This window comes from Pseudomonas karstica (assembly GCF_009707515.1).
Classification (GTDB): domain Bacteria; phylum Pseudomonadota; class Gammaproteobacteria; order Pseudomonadales; family Pseudomonadaceae; genus Aquipseudomonas; species Aquipseudomonas karstica.
In genome coordinates this window covers 21,213-37,502 of record NZ_WLYI01000019.1, presented here as the reverse complement: position 1 = coordinate 37,502, position 16,290 = coordinate 21,213, and the positions used below count along the sequence as shown (strand labels likewise).

Below are 16,290 nucleotides of genomic sequence, written 5' to 3'. Positions count from 1 at the left end.
ACAGCCACTTGCAGCTTATTACTACTCTGCTACTTCGCGGCCCATACCCGCCACACTTTGTTTCCCACATCATCCGCCACCAGCAAATCCCCCTGTTGATCGATCACCACGCCCACTGGCCGGCCCATGGCTTTCTCATCGCTGTTGAGAAACCCGGTCAGCACATCCATCGGCTGGCCTTTCGGCTTGCCTGCCTCAAACGGCACAAAGATCACCTTGTAGCCACTGTGCGGCTTGCGGTTCCACGAACCGTGTTGGCCGATAAACGCGCCATTGCTGAACTGGGCAGGCAACGTGCTGCCTGCGGCGAAGGTCAGCCCGAGAGATGCAGTATGCGGGCCCACCGCATAGTCCGGCGCAATGGCCTTGGCTACCAGGTCTGGATCCTGCGGTGTTACGCGTACATCAACGTGCTGCCCGTAGTAACTGTACGGCCAGCCGTAGAACCCACCGTCCTTGACCGAGGTGATGTAGTCCGGCACCAGGTCGCTGCCAATCTCATCGCGCTCGTTGACTGCTGTCCACAGCTTGCCGCTTTGCGGTTCCTAGGCCATGCCATTGGGGTTGCGCAGGCCGGAAGCGAAGATTCGGTGCTGGCCGCTGGCCCGGTCCACTTCCCAGATGGCGGCCCGGCCCTGTTCTGCTTCCAGGCCGTTTTCCCCGACGTTGCTGTTGGAGCCGACGCTGACGTACAGCTTCTTACCGTCCTTGCTGGCCACGACGTTTTTGGTCCAGTGATGGTTAAGTGGGCCGCCGGGTAAATCGACCACCTTGGCGCCTTCTGTCTTGATGACTGTTTCCCCCGGTTGGTAAGGGAAGCGCAGCAGCTTGTCCGAGTCGGCGACATACAGGTCATTGCCCACCAGCGTCATGCCGAACGGCGAGTTGAGATTTTCCAGGAATACGCTGCGGGTTTCCGCAACCCCATCGTGGTTGGCATCGCGCAGCAGGGTGATGCGATTCGGGCTGGGCACACCAGCTCCGGCGCGGCCCATGACCTTCTCCATGACCCAGCCACGAATGCCCTTGGCGTCATCCGGCTTGGGCGGTGCGTTGGTTTCAGCTACCAGTACATCGCCATTGGGCAGTACGTACAGCCAGCGCGGATGATCCAGGCCCTCGGCGAACGCAGCCACCTGGGTGCCGGCGGCTGCGGTCGGCTTGGCACCTTCAGGCCAACCGATCGCCGGGGCGATGTTCACGGTAGGGATCAGGGTTTTGTTCGGCTCCGGCAACTTGGGCGAGGGCCCCGTGCCATCGAACACTTGCAGGGTAGCGTTTTCGCCGCAGGCCGCGAGAGTGCCTGCGAGCATGATGAGTAAGGCCCGTCTCTTGTGCATGGTTTTCTCCTTGATACCTGTGATGAGAGGAGCGTAGCGGCTCGATGGTTCAAGCGCGCGGACGGCTTTAATTGACGCTCTACCCCCAACCCACTAACCTTCGCCGCTTGTTTCAGGTGCTCTGTGGCGTGCGCGTCGACAGAGTGAAACAGGGAAGCCGGTGAGTGAGTGCATTTTTCGACAGTGACACCACGATCCCGGCGCTGCCCCCGCAACGGTAAATGAGTGAAAACGGTGTTTTTGCCACTGTATCGCCCCGCGATATGGGAAGGCGCGCCGCTGACTGTAGAGTCGCTCATGAGCCCGGAGACCGGCCTGATTCATCCAACAGCATCACGGTGGGCGATGCTTGGCTGTCTGTTTTGTCTTTTCCTGCCCGCCGTTTTTGTCCAGCCCCAACGGAGAGCTGCCATGACTGATTCCCCCGATCGTGACGAACGCCATCTGGCGCGTATGCTGCGTAAAAAAGCGCTGATCGATGAGCGCATTGCCCATTCACCGAACGAGTGCGGATTGCTGCTGGTGCTGACCGGCAACGGCAAAGGCAAGAGCAGCTCGGCCTTTGGCATGCTTGCCCGGGCCCTGGGCCACGGCATGCAGTGCGGTGTGGTGCAGTTCATCAAGGGGCGCAACAGTACTGGCGAGGAGTTGTTTTTCCGTCGTTTCCCTGAACAGGTGCGGTTCCATGTAATGGGCGAGGGTTTCACTTGGGAAACCCAGGACCGCCAGCGCGACATCGCGGCGGCCGAAGCCGCCTGGGTGGTGTCCCGGGAAATGCTCCAGGATGCTTCCATTGGCCTGGTGGTGCTGGATGAGCTGAACATCGCGCTCAAGCATGGCTACCTCGACCTGGATCGGGTACTCAGCGACCTGCAAGCCCGTCCGCCGATGCAGCATGTGTTGGTCACCGGTCGCGGTGCCAAGCCGGAACTGATTGAAATGGCCGACACCGTCACGGAAATGGGCATGCTCAAGCACGCGTTCCAAGCCGGAATCAAGGCACAGAAGGGCATCGAGCTGTGAGTTACCAAGCATGAATCAACCCCGTCACTGTCCTGCGGTCCTTATCGCCGCACCGGCGTCCGGCCAGGGTAAAACCACGGTTACCGCCGCGTTGGCCCGTTTGCACCGTAACCAGGGACGCAAGGTGCGGGTGTTCAAGTGCGGCCCGGACTTTCTCGACCCGATGATTCATGAACGCGCCAGTGGTGCGCCGGTCTATCAATTGGACATGTGGATGGTCGGCGAGCAGGAAAGTCGCCGGTTGCTCTGGGAAGCGGCAGGGGAGGCCGACCTGATCCTGATTGAAGGTGTCATGGGCCTGTTCGACGGCACGCCTTCCAGCGCCGACCTGGCGCGGCACTTTGGTGTGCCAGTACTGGCGGTAATCGACGGTACAGCCATGGCCCAGACCTTTGGGGCCCTGGCGTTGGGGTTGGCGCGTTATCAACCAGATTTGCCGTTCGCCGGGGTATTGGCCAACCGTGTTGGCACCTTGCGTCACGCACAACTGTTGGAGGGTAGCCTCACCGAGGGGCTACGTTGGTATGGCGCGTTGTCCCGAGAAACGGGTATCGAGCTGCCCAGCCGCCATTTGGGCCTGGTGCAAGCCAGTGAGCTGAATGACCTGGACCTGCGCCTGGATGCGGCCGCCCAGGCCTTGGGTAGCAGTTGTGAGGTCGCGCTGCCACCGCCGGTGGAGTTCGCCGCGCCACAGGTGATAGAGGCGGAGCCGTTGCTGGCCGGTGTGCGTATTGCCGTGGCCCGTGATGAAGCCTTCGCCTTCACTTACGGCGCCAGCCTCGATCTGCTGCGGGCGATGGGTGCCCAGTTGCGCTTCTTCTCGCCGCTCCACGATCGAGAGTTGCCAGAGGCAGACAGCCTGTACCTGCCCGGCGGTTACCCGGAGCTGCATCATCAGGCACTGGCGGAAAACACCACGATGTTGGTTGCGATCCGTGCCCATCACGCCGCTGGCAAACCGTTATTGGCCGAATGTGGCGGCATGCTCTATCTGCTGGACTCTCTGACCGATGTCGATGGCACTCGCGCCGAACTGGTCGGCTTGCTCCAGGGCGATGCCGTGATGCAAAAACGCCTGGCGGCCCTGGCCTTGCAGAACGTCGAGCTGCCTGAGGGCCTGTTGCGCGGTCACACCTACCATCATTCCCTGACCACGACCCAATGGCAGCCGATTGCCCGGGGCCTGAGCCCCAATGGCGGGCGTGGTACCGAGGCAGTTTATCGGCAGGGACGGATGACCGCTTCTTATGTGCACTTTTACTTTCCGTCCAACCCCTCAGCGGTGGCTGCACTGTTTGCACCGGACCGTAAGATCGCTATCGCAGTTGATGTGTGTGAGCCCCCAATTGATGGACCAACCCAATCCAATGTGGGAGCGGGCTTGCCCGCGATGAGGCCATGACAGACAACGCTTTCCCCCCGGCTGACCGCCAGGCTGTCTATCGTGCCATTGCCGAACGCCGTGACATGCGTCACTTCAGCGGCGGCAGTGTCGCCCCCGAACTGCTGCAACGCTTGCTGCAAGCCGCCCACCAGGCCCCCAGCGTCGGCCTGATGCAACCCTGGCGATTTATCCGCATCAGCGACCGTAACCTGCGAGGGCAGATTCAACAATTGGTGGAAGAAGAACGGGTTCGCACCGCCCAAGCGCTGGGCGAGCGCTCCGACCAGTTCATGAGGCTCAAGGTCGAAGGCATTAACGACTGCGCCGAGGTGTTGGTGGCGGCGCTGATGGACGATCGCGAACGGCATATCTTTGGCCGCCGCACCCTGCCGGAAATGGACATGGCATCCTTGTCCTGTGCCATCCAGAATCTATGGCTGGCCGCCCGGGTCGAGGGGCTGGGCATGGGGTGGGTCTCTTTGTTCGAGCCCCAGGCCCTGGCTGATCTGCTGGGTTTGCCGCCTGGCGCCAAACCACTGGCGGTGTTGTGCCTGGGGCCCGTCAGCGAGTTTTACCCGGCCCCGATGTTGCAGCTCGAAGGCTGGACCGAACCGCGTCCATTGAGCGACATGCTGTATGAAAATTATTGGGGAGTGAATCAATGAGTGTGGCCTTGTTGAGTGTCGCTGCCGTGGCGCTGGATGTGCTGCTGGGTGAACCCAGGCGCTGGCATCCGCTGGTGGCGTTCGGTAATTTTGCCGGGCGTATCGAGCAACGCTTCAACTCCGCGGGCCGTGGCTGGCGCAGTCATGGTGTCACCGCATGGGTGATCGCGGTCATCCCACTGACCTTGTTGGCGACGGCCTTGTCGTGGGCGCCTTACGTGGGCTGGGTGATTGAAGTCCTCGCGCTGTATTGCGCCCTTGGCATGCGCAGCCTGGGAGAACATGTGGCGCCAGTGGCCCAGGCCCTGCGCAACGATGACCTTGAGGAGGCGCGCAAGCGGGTCGGCTATCTGGTCAGTCGCGAAACCCGCGAACTGGACCGCACCGAAGTCGCCCGCGCCGCCACCGAGTCGGTACTGGAAAACGGCAGCGATGCGGTGTTCGCCGCGCTGTTCTGGTTTGTCGTCGCCGGTGTGCCGGGCGTAGTGCTCTACCGACTGAGCAACACCCTGGACGCCATGTGGGGTTATCGTAATGAACGCTTTGAGCGCTTCGGCTGGGCTGCCGCGAAGATCGACGATGTGCTGAATTATGTGCCTGCGCGGTTGGTGGCCCTGACTTACGCGTTGTTGGGCAAGACCCGATTGGCCCTCAAGTGCTGGCGTACCCAGGGTTCGACCTGGGACAGTCCCAATGCGGGCCCGGTCATGGCCGCTGGTGCTGGTGCACTCGGTGTCGAATTGGGTGGCGCGGCGGTTTACCACGGCGAGCTGCACCCGCGTGCGCAGTTGGGTGAGGGTGCGCCGGCAGATGCCGATTCCATCGACCGTGGTTGGCAACTGGTGCAGCGCGGGGTGTGGCTGTGGTTGCTGATGCTGTGCGCGGGGGCGCAATTTTATGCTTGAGCACGGTGGCCGGCTGGGCAAGGCAGCCTTGCAGTACGGCATCCCGCAAGCCGATTGGCTGGACCTGTCCAGTGGCCTGGCACCCTGGGCCTTTGCGATTCCCGACATCCCGCTGCGGGCCTGGGCGCGCCTGCCCGAGACCGACGACGGCCTGGAACAGGCTGCCTGTGAGTACTACGGCGCCGCCCAGGTGCTGGCGGTGCCCGGTTCCCAGGCGGCGATCCAACTGTTGCCGCGCTTGCGTCGCACGGGCAAGGTTGGCGTGCTGTCGCCGTGTTATGCCGAGCATGCGCAGGCCTGGCGCCGCGCCGGTCACATCGTCCGTGAAGTGCTGGAACAGGAAGTCGACTTCTTTCTCGACAGCCTCGATGTGTTGGTTGTCGTCAACCCCAACAACCCCACTGGCTTGAGCCTGAGCCCGCAACGCCTGCTGGACTGGCACGCACGGCTCGCCGAACGCGGTGGCTGGCTGGTGGTGGACGAAGCCTTCATGGATAACACCCCGCAACTGAGCCTGGCGGACCAGACCCATCAGGTGGGGCTGGTCGTGTTGCGTTCGTTCGGCAAGTTTTTCGGCCTGGCCGGCGTGCGGCTGGGTTTTGTCCTGGCCGAGCGCAAATTGCTCAAACTGCTTGCCGAGCAGGTCGGCCCGTGGGCCGTCAGCGGGCCGACGCGGGTGCTGGGCCAGGCCTGCCTGGGGGATCAGGCCGGTCACACCCGGCAGCGGTTGCGCTGCACCAATGCCAGCCGGCGCCTGTTCGAATTGTTGCAGCGTTTCGACCTGCAGCCCCAGGGCGGCTGCGACTTATTCCAGTGGCTGGTCAGCGAGCGTGCCGAGCATTTGCACGAATTCATGGCCCGGCGCGGCATCTTGCTGCGTTTGTTTATCCACGACAGCAGCCTGCGTTTCGGCCTGCCGGGAGTCGACGCTGATTGGCTGCGGCTGGAACAGGCCTTGATCGCCTACAAGGAAGACTTATGAGTACCTTGATGGTGCAGGGCACCACGTCCGATGCTGGCAAAAGCACCCTGGTGACCGCGCTGTGCCGCTGGCTGGTGCGCCAGGGGGTGGCGGTGGTGCCGTTCAAACCACAGAACATGGCGCTCAACAGCGCTGTCACCGCCGAGGGCGGCGAGATTGGCCGGGCGCAGGCGGTCCAGGCCCAGGCGGCGAACCTGGCGCCTCATACCGACATGAACCCGGTCCTGCTCAAACCCAACAGTGATACCGGCTCCCAGGTGATCATTCATGGTCGTGCCGTCACCACCATGAACGCCGTGGCCTATCACGACTACAAAGCCATCGCCATGCAGGCTGTACTGGCCTCCCATGAGCGTTTGAGTGCGGCGTATCCGGTGGTCGTGGTCGAAGGTGCGGGCTCGCCGGCAGAGATCAATCTGCGGGCCAATGACATTGCCAATATGGGCTTCGCCGAAGCGGTGGATTGCCCGGTATTGCTGATCGCCGATATCAACCGTGGCGGTGTTTTCGCCCATCTGGTGGGGACGCTGGAACTGCTGTCGCCTTCGGAGCAGGCGCGGGTCAAGGGTTTCATCATCAATCGCTTTCGTGGCGATATTGCCTTGCTGCAACCGGGACTCGACTGGCTGGAAGCCCGGACCGGAAAACCGGTGGTGGGGGTCTTGCCTTATGTGATGGACCTGCACCTGGAGGCTGAGGACGGGATCGATCAGCGTCAGATCGATAAGGCGGCGCAAGTGCTCAAGGTGGTGGTGCCGGTGTTGCCGCGTATCAGCAACCACACGGACTTTGATCCGCTGCGGCTGCATCCCCAAGTGGATTTGCAGTTTGTCGGGCCGGGGCAGGGGATTCCCGCGGCGGATCTGATTATCTTGCCGGGGTCGAAAAGTGTGCGCAGTGACTTGGCCTATCTGCGGGCCAATGGTTGGGACACGGCGATTGCCCGGCACTTACGGTATGGCGGCAAGGTGTTGGGAATTTGTGGTGGGTTGCAGATGCTCGGTGAGCAGGTGCATGACCCGTTGGGGCTGGAAGGGTCCTCGGGCTCCAGTGAAGGACTGGGGTTGCTGGCGTTTGATACGACTCTGGAAGAAGAGAAGCAACTGCGTAATGTGTGTGGGCGGTTGGTGCTGGAGGATGCCGCTGTGAGTGGCTATGAAATCCACGCCGGCGTGACTCGCGGCAGTGCTTTGGAGCGGCCGGTGGTGAGGCTGGATGATGGCCGCAGTGATGGTGCCCAAAGTGATGATGGGCAGATTCTTGGCACTTATCTGCATGGACTGTTTGAAACCCCGGCGGCGTGCAGTGCGTTGTTGCGTTGGGCCGGCTTGGAGGATGTGCAGGAGGTGGATTATCACGCCTTGCGTGAGCGGGATATTGAGCGGTTGGCGGATTTGGTGGAGCGGCATTTGGACACTGGATTGTTACGGGAACTGTGTGGGGTCTGATATTTGCGCTGTGTATTGTGTCTCCAGCACATGATTGAGCTGTTCGGCCGAACAGGGTCCAATGTGGGAGCTGGCTTGCTTGCAATAGCGCCAGCAGCCCCGCCATTTTGAGGTTTTAAGCATGCTGCAACTGATCCTTGGCGGCGCCCGTTCCGGCAAAAGCCGCCTGGCAGAAAAACTCGCCACCGACAGCACCCTGCCAGTGACCTATATCGCCACCAGCCAACCCCTGGACGGCGAAATGAATGAGCGGATAATCCATCACCGCCAGCGCCGCCCAGCCGAGTGGGGCCTGATCGAAGAGCCCGTTGAGCTGGCCCGAATCCTACAAGAAAACGCCGCCCCCAATCGTTGCCTGCTGGTCGACTGCTTGACCCTGTGGCTCACCAACCTGTTGATGCTCGAAGATGCTGAGCGTCTCACCGAAGAGCGTGAAACCCTGCTACAAACCCTGGCGACCCTGCCGGGTGAAATCATTTTTGTCAGCAACGAGACCGGTCTGGGTGTCGTGCCGATGGGCGAATTGACTCGCCGTTATGTCGATGAAGCTGGCTGGTTGCATCAAGCCCTGGCCGAGCGTTGTCAGCGTGTTGTCTTGACCGTTGCCGGCCTGCCCCTGACTTTGAAAGGTATTGCGTTATGACCGACACTTGGTGGTTCAACCCTTGTAAGGCGATTGATGCCCAAGCGCGCGAACAAGCCCAGGCGCGCCAACAACAACTGACCAAGCCCGCTGGCTCCCTCGGTCAACTGGAAGCCGTGGCTGTGCAGTTGGCCGGTTTGCAAGGGCAGGTCAAACCCTGCGTTGATCGGGTGTGGATCGCTATCTTTGCCGGTGATCACGGTGTGGTGGCTGAGGGCGTTTCGGCGTATCCCCAGGAAGTCACCGGGCAGATGCTGCATAACTTCGTCACCGGTGGTGCGGCCGTCAGTGTCCTGGCGCGTCAGTTGGATGCACAACTGGAAGTGGTCGATCTGGGTACCGTCACGCCGTCGCTGAATCTTCCTGGCGTGCGCCATCTGAATATCGGTGCGGGCACTGCCAACTTCGTCCACGCCCCGGCGATGACCCAAGCCCAGGGGCGACTGGCCCTGGACGCTGGCCGTGACAGCGTGCGCCGCGCCATCGCGGGCGGTGCGCAATTGTTTATCGGCGGCGAGATGGGCATTGGCAACACCACCGCAGCCAGCGCCCTGGCGTGCGCATTGCTGGGCTGCCCGGTCAGTGACCTGACCGGGCCGGGCACTGGTTTGAATGCCCAGGGTGTCAGTCACAAAGTTGCGGTGATCGAGCGGGCCTTGGCGTTGCACGCAGCGCAGCGCGGTGAGGCGTTGCAGACGCTGTTCAATCTTGGCGGTTTCGAGATTGCAGCGCTGGTGGGCGCCTACCTGGCCTGCGCACAAGCGGGGGTTGTGGTGCTGGTGGACGGCTTTATCTGCAGCGTCGCGGCCCTGGTGGCTACGCGCCTGAATCCCGCGTGTCGCGAATGGCTGCTGTTCGGCCATCGAGGGGCCGAGCAGGGCCATCGGCAAGTGCTGCAAAGCCTCGGTGCTGAACCGTTGCTGGACCTGGGCCTGCGTCTGGGCGAGGGCAGCGGCGCGGCGTTGGCGGTACCGTTGTTGCGCCTGGCCTGCGCGCTGCACGGACAAATGGCGACCTTTGCCGAAGCGGCAGTGGCGGACCGTCCGGCATGATGTTGCACCTGGACCTGCTGCGTCACGGCGAAACCGAACTGGGCGGTGGCTTGCGAGGTAGCCTCGATGATGCGCTGACTGCCACGGGCTGGGAGCAGATGCGCGCGGCGGTGGTGGAGCAGGGGCCCTGGGACCGCCTGGTCAGTTCGCCGCTGCAACGTTGCGCGCGATTTGCTGATGAGTTGGGTGCGCGCCTGGACTTGCCGGTTACCTTGGAAAAGGACCTGCAAGAGCTGCATTTCGGTGAGTGGGAAGGGCAGAGCGCCGCACAGTTGATGCAAACCCAATCTGAAGCACTGGGCTTGTTCTGGGCCGACCCCTACAGTTTTACTCCGCCACAGGGGGAGCCGGTCGCGGGGTTTTCCATGCGGGTCCTGGCGGCCATCGCCCGTTTGCATCAGGCCTATGCTGGCCAGCGAGTGTTGGTGATCAGTCACGGCGGCGTCATGCGTTTGTTGCTGGCCCAGGCTCGTGGCCTGCCCCGTGAACAGTTGTTGAATGTCGAGGTCGGGCATGGTTGTTTGTTCAGCCTTAAGATCGACGCCGAAGGCATCTTGCGGGAAGGCACCTGACTATGTTGCCGTTCTGGATTGCCCTGCAGTTTCTCAGCAGCCTGCCGATTCGCTTGCCGGGTATGCCGCAGCCCCAGGAGTTGGGACGCTCGTTGCTGTTTTATCCGCTGGTGGGCCTGTTGTTCGGGTTGCTGCTATGGGGCTTGAACGCCCTGTTGATGGGCGCACCGTTGCTATTGCACGCCGCACTGCTGCTGACTGCTTGGGTGCTGCTCAGCGGTGGTCTGCACCTGGACGGCCTAGCGGACAGCGCCGATGCCTGGCTCGGCGGCTTTGGCGACCGTGAGCGCACCCTGGCGATCATGAAAGACCCCCGCAGCGGGCCGATTGCCGTGGTCACTCTCGGTTTGGTGCTGCTGCTCAAGTTCACCGCCCTGGTGGCGCTGATCGAACAGCACAACGGTGCGGCCCTGGTGCTGGCTCCGCTGATTGGTCGCAGCTCGATGCTGGCGTTGTTTCTTACCACGCGTTACGTGCGGGCCGGCGGTTTGGGCCAGGCGTTGTCGGATCACTTGCCGAGAATTGTCGGCCAACAAGTACTGATCCTCAGTGGCCTGGCCTGTGTGTTGATCGGTGGTTTCAGTGGCGGATTGGCAGTGTTGCTGGCGGCACTGTGTTTTATCGGGTTGCGGCAATTGATGGTCAATCGACTCGGCGGCACCACCGGTGATACGGCTGGAGCCCTGCTGGAGTTGCTGGAAGTAGTGGTGTTGATCGGCCTGGTCTTGTAGCGGGTTCTTGCATTTCCTTAATCGCGGGTATATACACGCTCCATGCTTGCCTCTCAATGTTTGTGTATCAACCTGCGTCGCGCCGCTCGTGGCGTCAGCAGGCATTACGACGGCGCTCTCGACGGCTTCGGGATCAACGTCGCCCAGTATTCTTTACTGTGTAATTTGCAGCGTCTGGATCAGCCGAGTATTTCCAGCTTGGCCGAGTCCATGGGCCTGGATCGCAGCACACTGGGGCGCAATCTACGGGTGCTGGAAGGCGAAGGCCTGGTGCAGTTGGTCGAGGGTGGTGACCTGCGCAATCGCCTGGTGTTGCTCACCGAGACAGGTCATGAGCGGCTTGCCGCGGCCTTGCCTGCGTGGGAGGCGGCGCAGCAGAAGTTGATTGACCAGTTGGGGGCAGAAAAGCGCGAAATCCTACTAGCCTTGCTGGACGAACTTGCCTGAAGGCGGGTTCGCTCGAGCACAAGCGGGTATATACCCGTTAGCGGAGAATAAAGATGACCTCGATGTGGCGGACCAGCGGCTGGATCCTTCTCGCAAGTGCGCTGATTCTGGCGTTGTCCCTTGGCGTCAGGCACGGCTTCGGCCTGTTCCTGGCACCCATGAGTGCCGAGTTCGGTTGGGGGCGGGAAACCTTTGCTTTTGCCATCGCCTTGCAAAACCTTATCTGGGGCCTGGCCCAGCCTTTCACCGGTGCCTTGGCCGATCGCTTTGGTGCGGCGAAGGTGGTGATGATCGGTGGTGTGCTGTATGCCCTGGGCCTGGCGTTCATGGGCTTGTCCGACTCGGCTTGGTCGCTGTCTTTGAGTGCCGGACTGTTGATCGGGATTGGCCTGTCGGGGACGTCATTCTCGGTGATTCTCGGGGTTGTGGGGCGCGCGGTGCCGGCGGAAAAACGCAGTATGGCCATGGGTATTGCCAGTGCTGCCGGATCGTTTGGCCAGTTCGCCATGCTGCCGGGCACCTTGGGGTTGATCGGCTGGCTCGGTTGGTCGGCAGCGTTGCTGGTGCTGGGCCTGTTGGTGGCTTTGATCGTGCCGCTGGTGAGCATGCTCAAGGATCGCCCGCTGCCGTCGACGGCCGGTCAGCAGACCTTGTCCGAAGCCTTGCGTGAAGCCTGTTCCCATTCGGGCTTCTGGCTGCTGGCTTTGGGTTTTTTCGTCTGTGGTTTCCAAGTGGTGTTTATCGGTGTGCACCTGCCGTCGTACCTGGTGGACCAGCATTTGCCAGCCTCGGTGGGCACCACGGTGCTGGCGTTGATCGGGCTGTTCAATATCTTCGGCACCTACACCGCCGGCTGGCTTGGTGGTCGGATGTCCAAGCCACGCTTGCTGGCCGGGTTGTACGTGTTACGCGCGGTGGTGATCGTGCTGTTCCTGTGGGCGCCGGTGACGCAAACCAGTGCCTACCTGTTTGGCATGGGCATGGGCTTCTTGTGGCTGTCGACGGTGCCGCTGACCAACGGCACGGTGGCGACCTTATTTGGTGTCAGAAATCTTTCCATGTTGGGTGGGATTGTGTTTCTGTTCCACCAATTGGGTTCGTTCCTTGGTGGCTGGCTGGGCGGTGTGGTCTACGATCGAACCGGCAGCTACGATTTGATCTGGCAGGTGGCGGTTCTCCTGAGCTTGCTCGCCGCTGCCTTGAACTGGCCGGTGCGTGAACGCCCGGTGGCGCGGTTGCAGGCACAGATGGAGGCGGCATGAGTTCAACCTGGTACTGGCTGGGTGCAGCGGGGGTAATCACGCTTTTGCTGCTCCTTGCATGGTGGGGCTGGCAGCAAGGTGGCCTGGCGTTGATGCAGTTGGGCATGGCGATCTGCTAAGTTCTGTGCCTGACCCTATTCAAGGACACTCGACATGTTGATGCGCTGGCTTGCAGTTCCAACGTTGATGGTGGCTTTTGGCGGTGTTGCCATGGCCACCGATTGCCCATCATTGCTTGAAGGCCAATTGCCCAAGCTGCGCGCCAAGGAATCCATCGACCTGTGCCAGCGCTTTGCCGGCAAGCCACTGGTGATCGTCAATACCGCCAGCTTCTGTGGCTTCGCGCCCCAGTTCAAAGGCCTTGAGGCGTTGTACCAGCGCTACAAGGGTGATGGCCTGGAGGTGATTGGTGTACCGTCCGATGATTTCAAGCAAGAAGCCAAGACCGGCGAGGAGACGGCCAAGGTCTGCTACGTCAATTATGGCGTGACCTTTACCATGACCGAGCCGCAAAAGATCAAGGGGCCGGATGCCGTGAACCTGTTCAAGGTTCTGGCGCAGCAAAGCAGCGCGCCGAAGTGGAATTTCTACAAGTACGTGGTGGACCGCCAGGGCAAGGTGATTGCCAGTTTCTCGAGTTTGACCAAGCCGGACAGTCCGGAGCTGATCAAGGCGGTGGAGCAGGCGCTAGGTTCGAAGCCCTGATCGCCGGCGACTAAAAAGCCCCGCCTCTTTTGCAAGAGCGCGGGGCTTTTTCATACCGCCGAGAATCAGAAGCGGTAGGTCAGGCCCAGGCCGAAGCCGTTGGCGCTGTTTTCGTACTTGGCGTTGTAGGACTGGCCCAGTGCGTTGGTGCGAGAAACCTTGACACTTTCTTCCTTCAAGTAGGAGTAGGCCACGTCGATGGTCATGTTCGGCATGACTTCGTAGCCAGCACCTAAGCTGAAGATCACCCGGTCACCCGTAGGGATACGTGGCGAACGGTCAGTGTTGTTGGTTGGCGACTGGTCGAAAGTCAGGCCGGTACGCAGTGTCCATTGCGGATGGACTTTGTAGGAAGTACCCACGGCGTAAGCCCAGGTGTCATGCCAATTCTGGTCTTCCTTGATGGTGCCGACCATGCCCGGGGCGGCGATGCCACCGCCAGCTGTGACGCCTTCGTTCTCGACGGTGATGTCTTTCAGGCGGCTCCAGCGAGTCCAGGTGGCACCCGCGTAGAGCTTCCAGACGTCGCTGAGGTCTTGGGTGACCGACAGGTCCCAGGATTCTGGGGTGTCGACCTTCAACGAGGCGTCGTAGCGGCGGTTGGCCAGGACGGTGCTTGGCACGCCGGCACCCGGGCTCACTTCGGTGTGGCCTTTGAGCTTGTACTTCACTTTCGAGTGATAGGTCAGGCCCACGCGGGTGGTGTCGGTGGCTTGCACCAGGATACCGGCATTGAAACCGACGGCGGTGTCATCGCCCTTGACCTTGATCTTGTTGTCACCGCTGCCTGGGACCAGGGCCTGAAGGCTTGGCTCCGATTCCAGGGTACCTGCTATGCGGTTGATCGTCGGGCCGAAACCGATGGAGACCTTGTCATTGAAGGCATAGCTGATGGTCGGCTGGAAGGTGATGACCTTGACTTCGCTCTTGCTGCCGAAGGCTCTGCCCTGGAAGTTGTTTTCGTAGTCGGTCACCAGGCCAAACGGTGCATAAACACCGAAACCGACAGCCCATTGATCGTTGAGCTTATTGGTGTAAAAGCCGAATGGAACCCCGGTGAACGGGACCATGTCCCCTTTGTTGCTGCCGGAGGAGCGACCACTGGTGTCGCTGATATCGCTGGAGGCATCAATGGCTGCGACGCCACCAGTGATTTGTTGGCCTTCCAGGCGAGCCATACCGGCCGGGTTACCGTAAACAGTACTTGCATCATCGGCAGATGAGGAGCGACCCGCAAAACCGGTACCCATCCCGCTGACGCTCTGCTCGTTAAGGGCAAAGCCGCTCGCGAACAGTTGGGAGGAAGCCAGTGCAACGGCGAGGCTAAGTGTGGTCTTGAGCATTACTTTTTTCATTATTAGAACTCCGTGGTGATCACCGCTGCGGAAAGTAACAATAAAATTAAGTTAGCGCTATAGGCTATAACACAGGAGATAGAGCGGTTTTGTAGGACAATCCGACCAGATTCGCTGGTTTTCGCCGAATCTTGCAAATTGCCCGGTCAACAGGCCAGTTGGTTCTCCGGTGAAACCCAGGTTTGCCAGGCGCGGGTGTAATCGCACAGGCGTCCCTGAGGGTGAAATATTTCTCGCCAGATTCGCGCCATGGCCAGCACATCGTCTGGCGATGGCAATGCAGGGCGATGTTGCTCCACCAACAGCCAGGCAATGGCCGTGGCATAACGCAGGTTGACCGTCAGTTCCAGTTGCGGGCCACTGAGGAAGGCATGTTGGCTGGCCAAGCCGCGTACCAGGCTGGCACGTTCTGGGTCCAGGGCCAGGTAGTCGTCCCACAGTGCGCGATGTCGTGGTTCGGTAATGCGGTAAAGACCGTGGCCGCGACGATCATGCAAAGCCGATCCGAGGGCCGACTGGCTGGCAGCAATGCCCAGCAGCAGGGATTCTGCGGTGCGGCTGTACTGGCCCAGGTAGATTAAGGTGGGCCGAATCACATAACGACACAATTCGCTGGCGGCGATACCCATAAGTGCCTCGATCCATGAAAGGGGTCGGCGAGTCCCGAAAAGGCTTGGCAGCTGTGGATCGGATCTCAGGCTCGCCGGAAGCGGTGTATGCCGCTTGAGTTGAAGTGTAGTGTCATATTCATGATGTAAAGGACTGTTTTTAAAATATTTTCATCTTTTGGTTATATTGACTATGTCTATTTGGACTTAAGCAAGGGGGCGATAGCCTGAATTTCAGGCAATAAAAAACCCTGGGTTTTAACCAGGGTTTTTGTGTTTCAGCGTTCCGGGTCGATCAGGCAATCAGGGCCTGACGGGTACGCTCGATCACGGCCTGCAGCGGTTCTGCGCTGGAGTATTGATCGGGGTACAAGCGTTCGCTGTGACGAGCGATGCCGTGTTCGTTGACCAGGGTGAAGCTGAAGCAGCCTTTGCGAGCGGCCATGATCAGGCAGTTCATTGGAGCAAAAGCGTTGGTAAGGGTGCGAATGGCATCCTGAGTATGGATTTGAGTGGACATATTGTTGGTGTTCCTACAAAAGACACGGATAAAAACCGTGCCGTATTAAAACGTTCCAGTGACGCTGATCACCATTGATCAAGCGAAGAACCCGACTGGAACAAAGCAGCCAGTTTGAAGCGCTAAATAAGTTTGGCGCGCTTGGGCTGGCAGGTAGGTACTTAGGAGGGCAGGCAACACAACGAGGGCAAAGGTTCTGGGCCCAGGGTGAAGATCCTGATCAATTTGCAGGTTGGTTCGGTCAGAGTATTGAGACTTCGCGACACCCTTTGCATTGTTCAAAGGCAGTGTCGTCGCAAGTGATACCTGGAAACCATCGAGGTGGTCGATCCCGCGCTATCGGCAAAATTTTCTCTTTAGGGAAAGTGTGCCGTGGGGATTTGTTCGACCAGAATTGACTTTCAGCTTGGTACTAACGCCGCGGATAGTAACGGATTGAAACCGAGAAGGGAAGTGCGCCCAGCTAAATATTTTGATCAACTGCCGAAAAAAACTGCAATAGGAACGCACGGTGGTAGTCGTCACGAGAAAACAGCCCAGCCCAGAGGCCGATCAGCGTGGCGAGTGGGGTTTGAAAAACATCCGTTTTGCCGTGTTGCTAACGTTATGAAGTAACCCAGGCCCCAAAAGGCGCGGCGATATAACCAG

17 protein-coding genes, 1 pseudogene and 1 riboswitch are annotated in these 16,290 nt (G+C 60.5%); of the genes and pseudogenes, 14 read left to right on the top strand and 4 right to left on the bottom strand.

Annotated features, from left to right (window positions below; genetic code table 11):
• Positions 1 to 29: 29 nt before the first annotated feature.
• Positions 30 to 1,340, bottom strand: a pseudogene (locus GIR22_RS14885) (PQQ-dependent sugar dehydrogenase).
• Between the two features lie 97 nt (positions 1,341 to 1,437).
• Positions 1,438 to 1,673: riboswitch (cobalamin riboswitch) on the top strand.
• A 78-nt stretch (positions 1,674 to 1,751) separates the two neighbouring features.
• On the opposite strand from GIR22_RS14885, the gene cobO reads away from it, so the two are divergent.
• From cobO to GIR22_RS14820, 14 genes are all read left to right on the top strand, one after another.
• The gene (cobO, locus tag GIR22_RS14880) at positions 1,752 to 2,363 is read left to right on the top strand and encodes a cob(I)yrinic acid a,c-diamide adenosyltransferase (protein ID WP_154744073.1); all 612 of its coding nucleotides are present in this window, start codon (positions 1,752 to 1,754) and stop codon (positions 2,361 to 2,363) included.
• Positions 2,364 to 2,373: 10 nt separating this feature from the next.
• Positions 2,374 to 3,765 carry a cobyrinic acid a,c-diamide synthase CobB gene (locus GIR22_RS14875; RefSeq protein ID WP_154744072.1) on the top strand — a complete coding sequence of 464 codons (1,392 nt, stop codon included), beginning with the start codon at positions 2,374 to 2,376 and terminating at the stop codon, positions 3,763 to 3,765.
• Positions 3,762 to 4,412, top strand: coding sequence for a 5,6-dimethylbenzimidazole synthase (gene bluB, locus GIR22_RS14870; RefSeq protein ID WP_154744071.1), 651 nt, complete (start codon positions 3,762 to 3,764; stop codon positions 4,410 to 4,412). Before GIR22_RS14875 ends, bluB begins: the two co-directional genes overlap by 4 nt.
• Positions 4,409 to 5,317 carry an adenosylcobinamide-phosphate synthase CbiB gene (cbiB, locus tag GIR22_RS14865; RefSeq protein ID WP_154744070.1) on the top strand — a complete coding sequence of 303 codons (909 nt, stop codon included), beginning with the start codon at positions 4,409 to 4,411 and terminating at the stop codon, positions 5,315 to 5,317. Before bluB ends, cbiB begins: the two co-directional genes overlap by 4 nt.
• Positions 5,310 to 6,299: a threonine-phosphate decarboxylase CobD gene (gene cobD, locus GIR22_RS14860; protein WP_154744069.1), complete on the top strand. Its 990-nt coding sequence runs from the start codon at positions 5,310 to 5,312 to the stop codon at positions 6,297 to 6,299. The genes cbiB and cobD overlap by 8 nt, the downstream gene beginning before the upstream one ends.
• A complete protein-coding gene (locus tag GIR22_RS14855) occupies positions 6,296 to 7,747 on the top strand; it encodes a cobyric acid synthase (protein ID WP_154744068.1) in 1,452 nt (483 codons plus the stop codon). Before cobD ends, GIR22_RS14855 begins: the two co-directional genes overlap by 4 nt.
• Positions 7,748 to 7,868: 121 nt before the next feature.
• Positions 7,869 to 8,390: a bifunctional adenosylcobinamide kinase/adenosylcobinamide-phosphate guanylyltransferase gene (gene cobU, locus GIR22_RS14850; RefSeq protein WP_154744067.1), complete on the top strand. Its 522-nt coding sequence runs from the start codon at positions 7,869 to 7,871 to the stop codon at positions 8,388 to 8,390.
• Entirely contained in the window at positions 8,387 to 9,442 is a 1,056-nt protein-coding gene (gene cobT / locus GIR22_RS14845; RefSeq protein ID WP_154744066.1) for a nicotinate-nucleotide--dimethylbenzimidazole phosphoribosyltransferase, read from the top strand. The genes cobU and cobT overlap by 4 nt, the downstream gene beginning before the upstream one ends.
• The gene (gene cobC, locus GIR22_RS14840) at positions 9,439 to 10,014 is read left to right on the top strand and encodes an alpha-ribazole phosphatase family protein (RefSeq protein ID WP_154744065.1); all 576 of its coding nucleotides are present in this window, start codon (positions 9,439 to 9,441) and stop codon (positions 10,012 to 10,014) included. Before cobT ends, cobC begins: the two co-directional genes overlap by 4 nt.
• A gap of 2 nt (positions 10,015 to 10,016) precedes the next feature.
• The gene (locus tag GIR22_RS14835; RefSeq protein WP_154744064.1) at positions 10,017 to 10,745 is read left to right on the top strand and encodes an adenosylcobinamide-GDP ribazoletransferase; all 729 of its coding nucleotides are present in this window, start codon (positions 10,017 to 10,019) and stop codon (positions 10,743 to 10,745) included.
• A gap of 42 nt (positions 10,746 to 10,787) precedes the next feature.
• Complete coding sequence (locus GIR22_RS14830) at positions 10,788 to 11,192, top strand: MarR family winged helix-turn-helix transcriptional regulator (protein ID WP_154744063.1); 405 nt, start codon at positions 10,788 to 10,790, stop codon at positions 11,190 to 11,192.
• Between the two features lie 62 nt (positions 11,193 to 11,254).
• The gene (locus GIR22_RS14825; RefSeq protein ID WP_178122276.1) at positions 11,255 to 12,454 is read left to right on the top strand and encodes an MFS transporter; all 1,200 of its coding nucleotides are present in this window, start codon (positions 11,255 to 11,257) and stop codon (positions 12,452 to 12,454) included.
• Positions 12,451 to 12,573: a hypothetical protein gene (locus GIR22_RS26605; RefSeq protein WP_281349870.1), complete on the top strand. Its 123-nt coding sequence runs from the start codon at positions 12,451 to 12,453 to the stop codon at positions 12,571 to 12,573. The genes GIR22_RS14825 and GIR22_RS26605 overlap by 4 nt, the downstream gene beginning before the upstream one ends.
• Positions 12,574 to 12,607: 34 nt before the next feature.
• On the top strand, positions 12,608 to 13,159 hold the full coding sequence (locus tag GIR22_RS14820) for a glutathione peroxidase (RefSeq protein ID WP_154744061.1): 552 nt from the start codon (positions 12,608 to 12,610) through the stop codon (positions 13,157 to 13,159).
• Between the two features lie 65 nt (positions 13,160 to 13,224).
• On the opposite strand, the gene GIR22_RS14815 is transcribed toward GIR22_RS14820, so the two are convergent.
• From GIR22_RS14815 to GIR22_RS14805, 3 genes are all read right to left on the bottom strand, one after another.
• Positions 13,225 to 14,514 carry an OmpP1/FadL family transporter gene (locus tag GIR22_RS14815; RefSeq protein WP_154744060.1) on the bottom strand — a complete coding sequence of 430 codons (1,290 nt, stop codon included), beginning with the start codon at positions 14,512 to 14,514 and terminating at the stop codon, positions 13,225 to 13,227.
• A 146-nt stretch (positions 14,515 to 14,660) separates the two neighbouring features.
• Positions 14,661 to 15,143, bottom strand: a complete 483-nt coding sequence (locus GIR22_RS14810) for a hypothetical protein (protein ID WP_154744059.1) — start codon at positions 15,141 to 15,143, stop codon at positions 14,661 to 14,663.
• A gap of 274 nt (positions 15,144 to 15,417) precedes the next feature.
• Positions 15,418 to 15,642, bottom strand: coding sequence for a hypothetical protein (locus GIR22_RS14805; RefSeq protein WP_019407963.1), 225 nt, complete (start codon positions 15,640 to 15,642; stop codon positions 15,418 to 15,420).
• Positions 15,643 to 16,290 lie beyond the last annotated feature (648 nt).